Here is a 15,224-nt window from a genome sequence, read left to right on the forward strand (position 1 = left end):
ATCGAGGTGCCTGTTTCGCGAGCAAGCTTTGCTCCCACATGAGTCCCCTCTGCACAAAAGCTCGCTCTGCATTTCCTCCAAAGGGAATGTTGCGATGAAACCCTCACGCCTGCTACTGACCTGGCTCGCCCTGTTGCTGGCCGTGAGTATCGCGCTCGGCGCACTGCGGGCATTGGGCATCGCGGTGCCATCGACGTTGCTGTCGATCAACTGGGGCTTGCTGCTGGCCCTGTTGGTCCTGGCCATACTCGACGCGGCGCGCCTCAGGCGCTTGCCCTCGCCCCGGGTGCAACGGCAGATGCCGGGAAGCCTGGCCCTGGGGCGCTGGAGCGAAGTGCACCTGCAAATCCAGCATGAATTCGCCCAGCCCTTGAGCATCGAAATGTTCGACCACATCCCCCAGGGCCTGGACTTCGAAAACCTGCCGCTGTCGGTCGAGCTTCAACCCGGCCAGCACAGCCAGGTCGGCTACCGCGTGCGCCCGCTCAAGCGCGGCCACTTCACCTTCGCCCAGTGCGAAACCAACCTGCCGAGCCCATTGGGCCTGTGGACCGGCAAGCGCCGGCTGGACGTGGTCGATGAGACTCGGGTGTACCCGGATTTCGCCAGGCTCTACGAAGGCCAGCTATTGGCGGTGGACAACTGGCTCAGCCAGCTCGGCATCCGCCAGCGGCAACGGCGCGGCCAAGGGCAGGAATTTCATCAACTGCGCGAATTTCGCGAGGGCGACAGCCTGCGCCAGATCGACTGGAAGGCCACCGCCCGTCATCGCACGCCGATTGCCCGGGAGTACGAAGACGAACGCGACCAGCAGATCATCTTCATGCTCGATTGCGGCCGGCGCATGCGCAGCCAGGACGGCGAGTTGTCGCACTTCGACCACGCCCTCAACGCCTGCCTGCTGCTCAGCTACACCGCACTGCGCCAGGGCGATGCCGTGGGCCTGAGCACTTTCGCCAGCGAGCAAACCCGCTACCTCGCCCCGGTCAAAGGCACGGGCCAACTCAACGTCCTGCTCAACACCGTGTACGACCTCGACAGCAGCCAACGCCCCGCCGATTACCAGGCGGCCGTGACCCAACTGCTGGCCCGGCAAAAACGCCGGGCCCTGGTGGTGCTGGTGACCAACCTGCGGGATGAGGACGACGCGGACCTGCTCGCCGCGGTGAAACGTCTGGGCCAACAGCATCGGGTGTTGGTGGCCAGCCTGCGGGAAGAGGCCCTCGACCGCTTGCGCCAGGAACCCGTGCAAACCGTGCCCGAGGCCCTGGCCTACTGCGGGACGGTGGACTATTTGAACGCCCGGGCCGAACTGCACAAGCAGTTGGCCGCCCACGGCGTCCCGGCCCTGGACTCGCGCCCCAGTGAGTTAGGCGCGGACCTGGTGACCCAATACCTGGCCTGGAAAAAGGCCGGGACCGCCTAGGTCCTACAGCGAGTAAGCAAAGGTCCGGTTAACTACAGCGCCTTGCGCAACGGACTACAGATCCGCCAGAATCCGCCGGCTTGTGCGCCTTGGTTCTGCCCCGTAACTTGATTCGCGTCGCTGATATCCAGTGATCGGGTTTAGTCGCCCGGCGGTTCGACACGATGTGCACAAGCGTCATCCAGTGGGGTTTCCCTATCCCTTACTTGATGGTGGCTGTACGCAGGGCGCCCTCGGGCGCGCCGGATTTCGTGTCTCCGCCGGTCGACTAACCTGCGTCCAGCCGCCACCCTACATTCGTTTAGTCGCGAACCGGTTGGTGGCCCATTAAGGAGACCTAATCATGTTCAAAGCTACACCTAACCCGCCCCACACCGACCCGCTATTCCCCCACGAAACCCTCGACTCCGAAAAGCTCGACGAAGCCGCCCAAAGAGCCCTGGACTACTACCTCAAGCCCAACCACGGCCAACCCGACAAAAAACCTTACAAACAACCGGATTACTTCATCGTCGCGCCCAACGCTGACCCCGAAGGCATGCTCGCGCATACCTACGAAACCTTCTGCTCGGTGAGCACGCTCATCCTGGATTTATCCGAAGGCCTGGAAGGCGCCCCGCGCAACCTGGCGCTGGCGATTCACCAGATGGGCGAGATGGGAGTGTTGTTGCTGGAGAAGATGCTGGATAACGAAGCGAGGGTTCAGCGCTGAAGGCTGCGCAAGCATAGGCGACTGAATAATATCTAGAAGCTAATGCAGAACCTGTGGGAGCGAGCCTGCTCGCGAAGGCACACTTGAAATCGCCATCGCGAGCAGGCTCGCTCCCACAGTGGATTGGGGTGGTCACAAGTCCATCCCTAATCTCTTGTGGCGCCACTTCGGCTACGCTCCTTTCGAATTCGTCGTTAATCCTGATGGGATTAGGCGGAAACGTTTACTTCCCCCGTCATATTGACATCGTCTTCCTTAGGCCTGTCGTATATCCAATTGAAATATATCGTTCCAGAGCGACCATCTCCCTCCACAGACAGGTTCCTGACGAAAGCGTGCCACTCACCATTTTGATTACCGTTACTAATTAACGCCATCCACCCGGTATTTCCATCCCCTGAAACAAGCCCTACTTTCAGATTGCCGGATGTGCGATCGTTTTTGGCTGCCCGATACCGTTTTGTATCCACATAAAATCGGTTACCAGTCCACCTGTACTCCACTTCAAGGTCAGCCCAATAACCATAGCCTGCGCGGGTTGCGCGTATCACCACAGTATTAGCCATGACTAACACCTCCGTTCTAAAGGGCGTTCCGGTTGGCGACGCCATCAAAAGAACTCTCAGGTGCAGTAAACGTCAGGGCTATCGGCTCGAACACCTGTTAAACCTGACAGTACCGACAAGTGGCAGCTTTTGATGTGGGAAATCTCCGAGTGACTACAACGCCTTGCGCAACGGACTACAGATCCGCCAGAATCCGCCGGCTTGTGCGCCTTGGTTCTGCCCCGTAACTTGATTCGCATCGCTGATATCCAGCGATCGGGTTTAGTCGCCCTGGGGTATGTCACCAAGATGCATTGCGCTTTCATCAGTCAGGTTCCCTATCCCTGCTCTTGATGGTGGCTGTGCGCAGGGCGCTTCGGCGCGCCGGTTTTTGGTGATGATCCCCCGGTCGACTAACCTGCGTACAGCCGCCACCCCTCCGTTTAGTCGCGGAGTGGTCAAGGCATCACTTAAGGGAATATCACCATGTTCAAAGCCACACCCAACCCACCACACACCGACCCGCTATCCCCCCACGAAACCCTCGATCCCGAAAAGCTCGACGAAGCGGCACGAAGAGCCCTGGACTACTACCTCAAGCCCAACCACGGCCAACCCGACAAGAAAACCGACAAACAACTGGACTACTCATCGTCGCCCCCGACGCCGACCCCGAAGGCATGCTTGCCCACAGCTACGAAACCTTCTGCTCGGTGAGCACGCTGATCCTGGATTTATCGGAAGACCTCGAAGGCGCCCCGCGCAACCTGGCCCTGGCGATTCACCAGATGGGCGAGATGGGGGTGTTGTTGCTGGAACGGCTGCTGGATAACGAAGCGAAGATTCAGCGCTGAGAACCGCACCGGCACTGGCAACTGAATAATATTTAGAAACTGTGAAACACCTGTGGGAGCGAGCCTGCTCGCGATGGCGATTTCAAGTGCGCCATCGCGAGCAGGCTCGCTCCCACAGGGTGGTATCCCACTAAAAGGCGTCGGGGCTCAGGCCGATGCCGGCAACGAATGAAAACTGAAATACTGCCGCAACGCACTGACCAGTTGCGCGTACTCCGGCGGTGCAGACTGCAGGCTGAAACCGGCGTCGAAATGCTGCGGCGTCACATCTTCACGGCACCACAGGCAATTGGCTCGGAGCACAATGTTCTGCTGCGGTCCCTCATCGGCGGGGATTTTCAGGTGCAAGTCAAAGTCCGCGCCGACCATCAACGGCAAATGGCTGATCAGCATCAGACCATCTGCAGAAACATTGCCCAGAAAACCGATGGGCTTGCCGTTGACTTCATTAAACACTCTCAAAAAATACGGCAGCTGCTGCCGCTCGATTCGCCGTTTTTTGTACATGTCTTGTATCGCTTTTTGGACGACCCCAAACAGGGGCAACCGAATACTTCGGAACGAGCAAACGCCAGCTCGCTCTCCCCGATCCCGGTGCCAGACGCTTACAAGCGTCTTGGCCCTACTGCTGCCGGTCACAGGTGCCGCTTGAAGTTAGAGACCCAGCTCTAATGACGATTTGTACAAATATAGCTCAAGGCTGTGTGGCGGCCAGTACATCCGCAAACCTTTCATAAACAAAATATACGTTGCTCTGGTGGCCAGGGATCGCCCCCGGCCATGGCTTGGGAGGGCTGTCAGGACGCCGTCGGGCGGATCGCCGATGCGCTGCGGGTCGGATAATGGCCCAGGCTCTGCAGGGTCTCGAGCCGGGCCCGGGCACGGAAGGCGTATTCGCTGTTAGGGTATTGCGTGATGATGAACTGGTAGGTCTGCGCCGCATCGACGAACAGCTTCTGCCGCTCCAGGCACTGGCCACGCAGCATCGAGACTTCCGGCTGCATATAGCGGCGGGCACGGCTGGCGCGGTCGACCTGGGACAGCTCGAGCATGACCTGCTCGCAATTGCCGCGCTCATAGGCCTTGTAGGCCAGGTTCATGTGATGGTTCATCGACCAACGGGTGCAGCCCGTGACGCTCAGGGCCAGGGCAACAAAAAGCACGAATCGCATGGGAGGTTCTCCTGTCTTGAGCTCTATATCGACCTGGTTGGGAAAATCTTCAGCCTGAAAATGGCGCGGGAAACTGCACTTGTGGCGAGGGGATTTATCCCCGCTGGGCTGCGAAGCAGACCCAAAGTCTGTCACCTAGGTGTGTCAGGTTAATGTGCATCTGCCTTTCTTGGGGCCGCTTCGCAGCCCAGCGGGGATAAATCCCCTCGCCACAGGGGAAATGTGAAAACCATATAAGCGCAAAAATTTTCAGGAATGTTCATTTCGAAAAACAAACGAAAAAGTAGTGCATATGAACAATGACTACACCCAAAGAGCATAGTAGCCTTCGCTGGCGCTTGAACTTGAGGAGTCTTGCATGTCCGTCCGTCGCACCAAAATCGTCGCTACCCTTGGCCCGGCCAGTAATTCGCCGGAAGTTCTCGAACAGCTGATTCTGGCTGGCCTGGACGTTGCCCGTCTGAATTTCTCCCACGGCACCCCCGACGAGCACAAGGCCCGTGCCAAGCTGGTGCGCGACCTCGCCGCCAAGCACGGCCGCTTCGTTGCCCTGCTGGGTGACCTGCAAGGCCCGAAGATCCGTATCGCCAAATTCGCCAACAAGCGCATCGAGCTGAAGATCGGTGACAAGTTCACCTTCTCCACCAGCCATCCGCTGACCGAGGGCAACCAGCAAGTGGTGGGTATCGATTACCCGGACCTGGTCAAGGACTGCGGCGTGGGCGACGAGTTGCTGCTCGATGACGGTCGCGTGGTGATGCGCGTCGAAACCGCCACCGCCACCGAACTGAACTGCATCGTGACCATCGGCGGCCCGCTGTCGGACCACAAAGGCATCAACCGTCGCGGTGGTGGCCTGACGGCACCAGCCTTGACCGACAAAGACAAGGCCGACATCAAGCTGGCTGCGGAAATGGAAGTCGACTACCTGGCCGTGTCCTTCCCGCGTGACGCCGCTGATATGGAATACGCCCGTCAACTGCGCGACGAAGCTGGCGGTACTGCCTGGCTGGTGGCCAAGATCGAACGCGCCGAAGCGGTGGCCGACGATGAAACCCTCGATGGCCTGATCAAGGCCTCCGACGCCGTAATGGTGGCCCGTGGCGACCTGGGCGTGGAAATCGGCGATGCCGAGCTGGTGGGCATCCAGAAGAAGATCATTCTGCACGCACGCCGCCACAATAAAGCGGTGATCGTCGCGACCCAGATGATGGAGTCGATGATCCAGAACCCGATGCCGACCCGCGCCGAAGTGTCCGACGTAGCCAACGCTGTGCTCGACTACACCGACGCCGTGATGCTCTCGGCCGAAAGCGCCGCCGGCCTGTACCCGCTCGAAGCGGTGCAAGCCATGGCACGTATCTGCATCGGCGCTGAAAAGCACCCGACCAGCAAGACTTCCAGCCACCGCATCGGCAAGACCTTCGAGCGTTGCGACGAGAGCATCGCCCTGGCGACGATGTACACCGCCAACCACTTCCCGGGTGTAAAGGCGATCATCGCCCTGACCGAAAGTGGCTACACGCCGCTGATCATGTCGCGCATCCGCTCTTCGGTGCCGATCTACGCGTTCTCCCCGCACCGCGAAACCCAGGCTCGCGCCGCCATGTTCCGTGGCGTCTACACCGTGCCGTTTGACCCGGCCGCCCTGCAACCGGGCGAAGTCAGCCAGGCGGCGGTGGATGAGCTGGTCAAGCGTGGCGTGGTGCAGACCGGCGACTGGGTGATCCTGACCAAAGGCGACAGCTACCACACCATCGGTGGCACCAACGGGATGAAAATCCTGCATGTTGGCGACCCGATGGTCTGAGTGACCGAATGCTGAAAAACAAAAGCCCTGCCATGTGAATGGCGGGGCTTTTTGGTTTTCACCTTCTGATAAATGTGTTGCCTGGACTGGCCTCATCGCGAGCAGGCTCGCTCCCACAGTGGGTGTTGGACGCAGGTTCATTCACACCGCAGATCCCCTGTGGGAGCGGGCTTGCTCGCGAAGGCGCTGGTACATTCAACATTGATGCAAGCAGACCCACCGCTTTCGCGAGCAAGCCCGCTCCCACAGGGATTGGTGGCGGATATGGATTTGTAAGCACCCGGAAAACCTTGTGGGAGCGAGCCTGCTCGCGATAGGGCCGGCCAGGCACTACAAAGCTCAATGCCTGTTGATAAACCCCGACAACGCCGCCACCGCCTCGGGCGAGCGCAAGCGTTGGGTGAACAGCTTGCCCTCTTCTTCAATCACCTTGCGCAGCTGTTCCCGATCCGACGCTTTCATCAGTTGCTTGCTGATGCGCACCGCGTCAGGCGGCAGCGATTCGAAGCGCAACGCCACCTCCCGGGCCTTGGCCAATGCCGCCTCGCCACTGTCCAGCGCCTCGGTGGCAATGCCCCACGCGACCGCCTGTTCACCACTGAACCCCTCGCCCAACAGCAACAGTTGCGCAGCCCTGGCCTGGCCCAGCAGCCGCGGCAGGATCAGGCTGGAGCCGAATTCCGGGCACAACCCCAGATTGACGAACGGCATGCGCAGCCGAGCGTCCCGACTGACGTAGACCAGGTCGCAATGCAGCAGCAATGTGGTGCCGATACCCACCGCCGGCCCGGCCACGGCGGCGATCACCGGTTTGCGGCAATCGAGCAGGCTGAGCATGAACTGGAACACCGGGTTATCGAGGTCGTTCGGCGGCTGTTCGAGGAAGTCGATGATGTCGTTGCCGGCGGTGAAGCAGTCGCTGGAGCCGGTGAGCAGTACCGCGCGAATCTGCGGGTCGGTATCGGCCGTCGCCAGGGCTTGGGCCAATTGACTGTACATGGCCCGGGTCAGGGCGTTTTTCTTGCCCGGGCGGTTCAAGCGCACGGTCAGCAGACCGCGTTCACGGTCCAGCAGCAGGGTTTCGGTCATGGTCGGTCTCGCGTCTGGAAATCAGCGCTCAACCACGGGGCAGGAAGACGTCGGCCAGCAGTTGATTGCGCGGCAAGCCAGCCAGGTACAAGCGTTTGGCGAAGGCCTCGACCCGGTCGGGATGGCCGCAGAGTAAGGCTTGGGTTTGCCGGGAAACAAGCCGCAGTTGCGCCAAGGCAGGCGGCGCCTCGGCCGCGGTCAGCAGCTCGACACTGAGGTTCTGATGCTTGGCCGCCAGCGCCGCCAGGGGTTTGGCCAGGTAATGCCCGGCGGCATCATGGGCCACGTGAATAAGGCGAATCGCGCCTTGGTGATGCTGACGCAAGGCTTCGCGCAGAAGACCGAACAGCGGAGCCAGGCCGGTGCCGGCAGCGAGCAGCCACAGCGGCCTGTCGTGCCAGTCGGGGTCGTAATGTAGGGCACCGCCACGCAGCTCGCCAAGGCGGATCGGGTCGCCGGCCTTCATCTGCCTGGCCGCATCGATGAATTGCCCCGGCTCGCGGCAATCGAGATGGAATTCCAGGAAGCGGTCCTCCTCGGGCAGGCTCGCCAGGGAATACGGCCGGGCTACGTCGCCGGCCCACAGCACCAGATGCTGCCCGGCCCGATACCGCAACGGCCGCTCAGGGGTGACGCGCAAGCGCAGCACCTCGCCACCCAGCCAATCCACCGCCGCCACGTGGGCGGCCTGGCCATCGCGTTGCGGGTCGAAGGTGTGGATCCGCACATCCTCGACCACCTGGCATTGGCAAGCCAGCCGCCAGCCCTGGTCCCGCTGTGCCGGGCTCAAGGCGTCGGGCCGGCTGTCGCGTACATCGCCGCCCACACACTGCACCAGGCACGCATGGCAGCTACCGGCACGACAACTGTAAGGCACCGACACGCCGGCTCCGTTCAACGCATCCAGCAGGTTACTGCCCGCCGCCACCGTCCATTGCCGACCGGCGACTGTCAGTTCAGGCATCGACGTTCTCCCAGGCGGCGGCACAACGATTGCGGCCATCTCGCTTGGCACGGTACAGGGCCTGGTCGGCACGCTGCAACGCGTTGTCCAGGTCATCGCCCATTTCCAGCATCGTCATGCCCGCCGACAGGCTGAGGGCACCGACCTGCAGACCGATCAGCTCGACTTCGGTGAACGCCAGCCGCAGCCGCTCGCAACAGGCCGTCAGGCGCGAGGGATCGCAGGCAGGCAGCAGCATGACGAACTCCTCACCGCCATAGCGGGCCAGCACATCGCCTTCGCGCAGGCATGCCGTGGCGACCGCGGCAAACGCCTGGAGCACCTGGTCGCCAGCGGCGTGGCCGTGCAGGTCGTTGATGCGCTTGAAATGGTCGAGGTCGATCAAGGCCAGGCCATGGGCGATGCCAGGCCTGAGGGTATTGAGTTCGCGGGAAGCCAGGCGCAGGAAGTGCCGGCGATTGAACAGCCCGGTCAGTTCATCGGTGGCCACCAGGTCTTCGAGCTGACGCATCATCCCGCGCAAGGTGTCCTGGTGCGCCTGCAAGGCAAACCGTCGCTGGCGCATGCGCTGGCGTGAGGTCTGGACGTAGCGGGCATAAAACACCAGCCACACCAGCACGAGAAACAGCACGGCCACCTGCAACCCGGCCAAGGTAGGATCGGGAAGCCTGAAGAAGTACCCGTCCCAGAGGGTAATCGCAGTGAAACTGATGAATACCAGCGACGCGCAGCGCACAAAGGCCCGGCGCGACAGGTGGAACAGCCCGAACAGCAGGATCAGCACATAGAACACCAGGAACACGCCTCGAGCCTGGTCCAGGTGCGCCATCATCCAGGTCTGCCAGCCAAGACCGATCAACACTTGTATTTCGGTCAGGCTGGGGTCGGCGAAGCGCAGGTTGCGGTCGGTGATAAACAGCGCGAACAACCCGGCCTGGCACAGCACGACCAACACGCTGCCGATGATGACACCGCGCAACGAATCGAGGTAATGACCACTGAAAAATGCCAGCCACAACAACACCAATGCCAGCGCGTAAGTCGCGGCCGCCAAAGCGAAGCGTTTCAGCAAAAGACGTTGAATGGCGTTATGGGTCAATCGTTGACTCACCATGGGAAAGGAAACTGACAGGAGGCGTCCTACGCTACAGGCCAGACGCCACTTTAGTGGCGTGTAGGACAAATGACCATTCAATTCTGGAGCAGAAAAATGGCGTCAAAGCAATGGCCTAGATTGACGCAGTTGTTTGATGCGGGCAGGTGACCCTGTGGCGAGGGGATTTATCCCCGCTGGGCTGCGAAGCAGCCCCAAAATGCCTGAAGGCGAACAACCTGACACACCGAGGTGACTGACTTTCAGGGCTGCTTCGCAGCCCAACGGGGATAAATCCCCTCGCCACAGATAAATCCCTTCGCCACAAAGGCAGCTCGCTCCCACAGGGTGCCGGCCTGCGATATACTGCCGCGCCTTTTTAGCGTCGCGCCAGCATGCCCGGCGTGCCTTATAGAGGTGCCGCCCGTCGACCGATGCACCCAAGCGGCCGGCACCTTATTGAATGTTCCCGTCTTTAGAGAGGAGCGCGACTCATGACCGTGATCAAGCAAGACGACCTGATACAGAGCGTTGCCGACGCCCTGCAGTTCATTTCCTACTACCACCCCGTGGATTTCATCCAGGCGATGCACGAAGCCTACCTGCGCGAAGAATCGCCGGCGGCCCGTGACTCCATGGCGCAGATCCTGATCAACTCGCGCATGTGCGCCACTGGCCATCGGCCGATCTGCCAGGACACCGGCATCGTGACCGTGTTCGTGCGCGTGGGCATGGACGTGCGTTGGGATGGCGCGACCATGAGCCTGGACGACATGATCAACGAGGGCGTGCGTCGCGCCTACAACCTGCCGGAAAACGTCCTGCGTGCCTCCATCCTCGCCGACCCGGCAGGCGCACGCAAAAACACCAAGGACAACACCCCGGCGGTCATCCACTACTCCATCGTCCCGGGCAACACCGTGGAAGTGGACGTGGCGGCCAAGGGCGGCGGCTCCGAGAACAAGTCGAAGATGGCCATGCTCAACCCGTCCGATTCCATCGTTGACTGGGTGCTGAAGACCGTTCCGACCATGGGCGCCGGCTGGTGCCCACCGGGCATGCTCGGCATCGGCATCGGCGGCACCGCCGAGAAAGCCGCGGTCATGGCCAAGGAAGTGTTGATGGAGTCCATCGACATCCACGAGCTCAAGGCCCGCGGCCCACAGAACCGTATCGAAGAGATGCGCCTGGAGCTGTTCGAGAAGGTCAACCAACTGGGCATCGGCGCCCAGGGCCTGGGTGGCCTGACCACCGTGCTCGACGTGAAGATCATGGACTACCCGACCCACGCCGCCTCCCTGCCGGTGTGCATGATCCCCAACTGCGCCGCCACTCGTCACGCCCACTTCGTGCTCGACGGTTCCGGCCCGGCATCGCTGGAAGCACCGCCCTTGGACGCCTACCCGGAAATCGTCTGGGAAGCCGGCCCGTCGGCTCGCCGCGTCAACCTCGACACCCTGACCCCGGAAGAAGTACAGAGCTGGAAACCGGGCGAAACCGTACTGCTCAACGGCAAGATGCTCACCGGTCGCGACGCCGCGCACAAGCGCATGGTCGAGATGCTGAACAAGGGTGAAACCTTGCCGGTGGACCTCAAGGGCCGCTTCATCTATTACGTCGGCCCAGTCGATCCGGTGGGTGACGAAGTCGTCGGCCCGGCCGGCCCGACCACGGCTACGCGGATGGACAAGTTCACCCGCCAGATCCTCGAGCAGACCGGCCTGCTGGGCATGATCGGCAAATCCGAGCGCGGCCCGACCGCTATCGAAGCGATCAAGGACAACAAGGCTGTCTACCTGATGGCCGTCGGCGGTGCCGCTTACCTGGTGGCCCAGGCGATCAAGAAATCCAAGGTCCTGGCGTTCGCCGAACTGGGCATGGAAGCGATCTACGAGTTCGAGGTCAAGGACATGCCGGTGACGGTCGCGGTCGATAGCCAAGGCGAGTCGGTGCACATCACCGGTCCCGCCATCTGGCAGAAGAAGATCAGTGAAAACCTGGCGGTCGAAGTGCAGTAACAGGCATTTTGGCGCGGCGAAAACGGCCGGTGGGCGACAAGCTCACCGGCCTTTTTTTTTTGCCACAACCCCTCCGGTTAATCTTCACCACAGATCCCTTGTGGGAACGAGCCCGCTCGCGATAGAGGTGTGTCAGCTTGCATCCCTGTTGGATGTACCAGCGCCATCGCGAGCAGGCTCGCTCCCACAGTGGTTTTGGGTTGTTCACAACAGTTGATATCCCCCACCGATCCCTTGTGGGAGCGAGCCTGCTCGCGATAGCGGTGGGTCAGCTTGCATCTCTGTTGGATCTGCCATGCTATCGTGCCCGCCCGACTTTCCACTGGTTTACGCCAGCATGCTACCAACTACCCGTACCTTGCGTCTGTCGTTGTACACCTTGCTGATCCTCACCGGCGCGGCGGTTGCCGCCACCTTCGCCATACGCCATGCCGAACGCGCGGCCCTGGAAGAAGATGCCAGCCGCGCAAACCAGCAACTGGCGCTGTACGCCACTTCGCTGCACACCCTGATCGAACGTTACCGCGCCCTGCCCGCCGTGCTGGCGCTGGACCCGGAATTGCGTTCGGCCCTCAAGGGCCCCGTCAGTGCAGCGCAGCAGGACGCGCTGAACCGCAAGTTGGAACAGATCAATGGCGCCGCCCAGTCATCCACCCTGGAACTGCTCGACCACACCGGCCTGGCCGTCGCGGCCAGCAACTGGCGCCTGCCCAGCAGCTACGTCGGGCACAACTATGGTTTTCGTCCCTATTTCCTCCAGACCCGCACCCAAGGCACCGGGCGGTTTTACGCGGTGGGCGTGACCAGCGGCATCCCGGGGTATTTCCTTTCCAGCGCAGTGACGGGCGACAACGGCGAATTTCTTGGTGCCATGGTCGTGAAACTGGAGTTTCCCGAGATCGAGCGTGAATGGCGCCAGGGCAGCGACACCCTGTTGGTCAGCGATGCCCGAGGCATCATCTTCATCGCCAACCGCCCGGGCTGGCGTTATCGCCACTTGCAGCCACTGAGCGACAGCGACCGCGCCGAGCTCAAGGCCACCCGCCAATACGACAAACAACCCTTGCAACCGCTGGCCTATGAGTCGCTGCGGCGCTTCGATGACAATAGCCATCTGGCCCGTGTCGAGTCCCTCGACGGCTCGACGGACTACCTGTGGGAATCCTTGCCGTTGACCGCCGAAGGCTGGACGCTGCATTTGCTGCGCCGTCCGCAGATCGCTTTCGAAGACCGTCGCAACGCCGGGCTTGCCGCCGCCGGGTTGTGGTTGGCGCTGGTGTTTCTGCTGCTGTTTCTCAACCAGCGCTGGCGCCTGGCAAGATTGCGCCAGCGCAGCCGCGAAGAGCTGGAACGGCTGGTGGAGGAGCGGACCCGGGACCTGCGCACCGCCCAGGACGGGCTGGTGCAATCGGCCAAGCTGGCGGCACTGGGGCAGATGTCGGCGGCGCTGGCCCATGAAATCAACCAGCCCTTGACCGCCCAGCGCATGCAATTGGCAACCCTGCGCTTACTACTGGATCACGGTCGGATCGACGATGCCTACAAGGCCCTCAAACCGGTGGACGACATGCTGACCCGCATGGCCGCCCTCACCGGCCACCTGAAGACGTTCGCCCGCAAAAGCCCCAGCGGCCTGCGCGAACGCCTGGACCTGGCGGCAGTGGTGGACCAGGCACTGCAACTGCTGGACACGCGCCTGCGCGACGAACAGGTCAGCACCGTGCTGCACCTGACCCGCCCGGCGTGGGTGCGCGGCGATGCGATCCGCCTCGAACAGGTGTTGATCAACCTGCTGCGCAACGCCCTCGACGCCATGGCCGGCCACCCCCTCAAACGCCTGGAAGTGCGCCTGGAAGCCGATGATCAATTGTGGCGCCTGACCGTCAGTGACAGCGGCACCGGCATCGCCGAGGAACACCTGGCCCAGGTATTCGATCCGTTTTTCACCACCAAGGCCGTGGGAGATGGCCTGGGCTTGGGCCTGGCGGTTTCGTTTGCGATCATTCATGAATCCGGTGGCCGCCTGAGCGCGGACAACCATGAGCACGGCGCGGTATTCTGCGTGACCTTGCCCATCGATCAGGAGGCTCAACTGCATGCTTGATTCAGTCATGGTCGTTGATGACGAAGGCAGCATTCGCAGTGCTGTCGAGCAATGGTTGAGCCTGTCGGGATTCCAGGTGCAGCTGTTCAGCCGCGCCGATGAATGCCTGGCAAAGTTGCCGGAACATTTCCCCGGGGTGATCCTCAGCGACGTGCGCATGCCCGGCCTCAGCGGCCTGGAACTGCTGGCCGAAGTGCAGCGACGCGATCCGGACCTGCCAGTGATTCTGCTCACCGGCCATGGCGATGTACCTATGGCCGTGGAGGCCATGCGCGACGGCGCCTACGATTTCCTGGAAAAACCCTTCAGCCCCGAAGCCTTGCTCGGCAGCCTGCGCCGGGCCCTGGATAAGCGCACCCTGGTCCTGGAGAACCGACGCCTGCATGAGCAGGCCGACGCTCGGGCCCGGCTCGACGGGACGCTGCTGGGTGTGTCGCGGGCACTGCAAAACCTGCGACGCCAGGTGCTGGACTTGGCAGCGCTGCCGGTCAACGTGTTGATCCGTGGCGAAACCGGCAGCGGCAAGGAATTGGTCGCCCGTTGCCTGCACGACTTTGGCCCGAGGGCGAGCAAACCCTTCGTCGCGTTGAACTGCGCGGCCATTCCCGAAGCGCTGTTCGAGGCCGAGCTGTTCGGCCATGAAAGCGGGGCCTTCACCGGCGCCCAAGGCAAACGCATCGGCAAACTCGAATACGCCGACGGCGGCACACTGTTTCTCGACGAAATAGAGAGCATGCCCCTGGCCCAGCAGGTCAAGCTGCTGCGGGTATTGCAGGAACAGAAGCTCGAACGCCTGGGTTCCAACCAAAGCATTCAAGTAGACCTGCGCATCATCGCCGCCACCAAGCCCGACCTGCTGGACGAAGCCCGGGCCGGGCGGTTTCGCGAAGACCTGGCCTATCGCCTGAACATCGCCGAGCTGCGCCTGCCACCGCTGCGGGAACGACGCGAGGACATTCCCCTGCTGTTCGAGCACTTCACCCACAACGCCGCCGAACGCCTGGGCCGCGCCGCCGCCCCCCTGAGCGGCCCGCAATTGAGCCACCTGCTCAGCCACGACTGGCCGGGCAACGTGCGCGAACTGGCCAACGTCGCCGAACGCCAGGTGTTGGGGCTGGATCAACCGCAGGCCCTGGACACCGAACCCGGCCAGTCCCTCGCCGCCCAACAGGAAGCCTTCGAAGCCCAATGCCTGCGCGCCGCCCTGACGCGGCACAGAGGGGATGTGAAAGCGGTGCTCGAAGAACTGCAACTGCCACGCCGCACCTTCAATGAAAAGATGCAGCGGCATGGGTTGAGTCGGGAGATGTTTTTGTAGGGCCGCTGAATTTGCTGTGTCTGTACCGGCCCATCGCGAGCAGGCTCGCTCCCACAGGGTGATGTGTACGCCGGACAAATGTGGGAGCGGGCTTGCTCGCGAAGGCGTCGAGTCAGTCG

At 61.9% G+C, this 15,224-nt stretch carries 14 protein-coding genes; 8 read left to right on the forward strand and 6 right to left on the reverse strand.

Translation table 11 applies throughout. The annotated features are described in order from the left end of the window. Window positions 1-94: 94 nt before the first annotated feature. Window positions 95-1,426 (forward strand): DUF58 domain-containing protein, encoded by a 1,332-nt coding sequence (locus PBDP_RS23485; RefSeq protein ID WP_109753782.1) that lies wholly within the window; start codon window positions 95-97, stop codon window positions 1,424-1,426. Between the two features lie 343 nt (window positions 1,427-1,769). Then, on the forward strand, window positions 1,770-2,138 hold the full coding sequence (locus PBDP_RS23490; protein ID WP_212801392.1) for a DUF6124 family protein: 369 nt from the start codon (window positions 1,770-1,772) through the stop codon (window positions 2,136-2,138). 209 nt (window positions 2,139-2,347) lie between these two features. On the opposite strand, the gene PBDP_RS23495 is transcribed toward PBDP_RS23490, so the two are convergent. After that, window positions 2,348-2,704 carry a hypothetical protein gene (locus PBDP_RS23495; protein ID WP_212801393.1) on the reverse strand — a complete coding sequence of 119 codons (357 nt, stop codon included), beginning with the start codon at window positions 2,702-2,704 and terminating at the stop codon, window positions 2,348-2,350. A 465-nt stretch (window positions 2,705-3,169) separates the two neighbouring features. Here PBDP_RS23495 and PBDP_RS30020 point away from each other — a divergent pair, with 465 nt between their 5' ends. Together PBDP_RS30020 and PBDP_RS30025 are read left to right on the forward strand one after the other, a co-directional pair. Then, entirely contained in the window at window positions 3,170-3,400 is a 231-nt protein-coding gene (locus PBDP_RS30020) for a hypothetical protein (RefSeq protein ID WP_249411874.1), read from the forward strand. Beyond that, window positions 3,364-3,537: a DUF6124 family protein gene (locus tag PBDP_RS30025; protein WP_249411818.1), complete on the forward strand. Its 174-nt coding sequence runs from the start codon at window positions 3,364-3,366 to the stop codon at window positions 3,535-3,537. Before PBDP_RS30020 ends, PBDP_RS30025 begins: the two co-directional genes overlap by 37 nt. A 147-nt stretch (window positions 3,538-3,684) precedes the next feature. Here PBDP_RS30025 and PBDP_RS23505 read toward each other — a convergent pair whose 3' ends face one another. Continuing rightward, window positions 3,685-4,044 (reverse strand): PilZ domain-containing protein, encoded by a 360-nt coding sequence (locus tag PBDP_RS23505; protein WP_109753780.1) that lies wholly within the window; start codon window positions 4,042-4,044, stop codon window positions 3,685-3,687. A 290-nt stretch (window positions 4,045-4,334) separates the two neighbouring features. Beyond that, window positions 4,335-4,709 (reverse strand): tetratricopeptide repeat protein, encoded by a 375-nt coding sequence (locus PBDP_RS23510; RefSeq protein WP_109753779.1) that lies wholly within the window; start codon window positions 4,707-4,709, stop codon window positions 4,335-4,337. A gap of 358 nt (window positions 4,710-5,067) precedes the next feature. Between PBDP_RS23510 and pyk the strand changes: the two genes are divergently transcribed. Then, a complete protein-coding gene (pyk, locus tag PBDP_RS23515; RefSeq protein ID WP_109753778.1) occupies window positions 5,068-6,519 on the forward strand; it encodes a pyruvate kinase in 1,452 nt (483 codons plus the stop codon). 339 nt (window positions 6,520-6,858) lie between these two features. Here pyk and PBDP_RS23520 read toward each other — a convergent pair whose 3' ends face one another. The 3 genes from PBDP_RS23520 to PBDP_RS23530 are packed head-to-tail and all read right to left on the reverse strand — an operon-like array spanning window position 6,859 to window position 9,671. Continuing rightward, on the reverse strand, window positions 6,859-7,608 hold the full coding sequence (locus tag PBDP_RS23520) for an enoyl-CoA hydratase (protein WP_176689205.1): 750 nt from the start codon (window positions 7,606-7,608) through the stop codon (window positions 6,859-6,861). 28 nt (window positions 7,609-7,636) lie between these two features. Further along, on the reverse strand, window positions 7,637-8,572 hold the full coding sequence (locus PBDP_RS23525; RefSeq protein WP_212801394.1) for an iron-sulfur-binding ferredoxin reductase: 936 nt from the start codon (window positions 8,570-8,572) through the stop codon (window positions 7,637-7,639). Beyond that, entirely contained in the window at window positions 8,565-9,671 is a 1,107-nt protein-coding gene (locus tag PBDP_RS23530) for a GGDEF domain-containing protein (RefSeq protein ID WP_109754016.1), read from the reverse strand. The genes PBDP_RS23525 and PBDP_RS23530 overlap by 8 nt, the downstream gene beginning before the upstream one ends. Before the next feature lie 488 nt (window positions 9,672-10,159). On the opposite strand from PBDP_RS23530, the gene PBDP_RS23535 reads away from it, so the two are divergent. The 3 genes from PBDP_RS23535 to mifR all read left to right on the forward strand — a co-directional run bounded on the left by PBDP_RS23535 (window position 10,160) and on the right by mifR (window position 15,105). Then, on the forward strand, window positions 10,160-11,683 hold the full coding sequence (locus tag PBDP_RS23535; RefSeq protein WP_109753775.1) for a fumarate hydratase: 1,524 nt from the start codon (window positions 10,160-10,162) through the stop codon (window positions 11,681-11,683). A gap of 337 nt (window positions 11,684-12,020) precedes the next feature. Beyond that, a complete protein-coding gene (locus PBDP_RS23540) occupies window positions 12,021-13,787 on the forward strand; it encodes a sensor histidine kinase (protein ID WP_109754015.1) in 1,767 nt (588 codons plus the stop codon). After that, entirely contained in the window at window positions 13,780-15,105 is a 1,326-nt protein-coding gene (mifR, locus tag PBDP_RS23545; protein ID WP_109753773.1) for a two-component system response regulator MifR, read from the forward strand. Before PBDP_RS23540 ends, mifR begins: the two co-directional genes overlap by 8 nt. The last annotated feature ends 119 nt before the right edge of the window (window positions 15,106-15,224 follow it).

The sequence above is a fragment of the Pseudomonas sp. St290 genome (assembly GCF_018325805.1).
GTDB classification, from domain to species: Bacteria; Pseudomonadota; Gammaproteobacteria; order Pseudomonadales; family Pseudomonadaceae; genus Aquipseudomonas; species Aquipseudomonas bijieensis.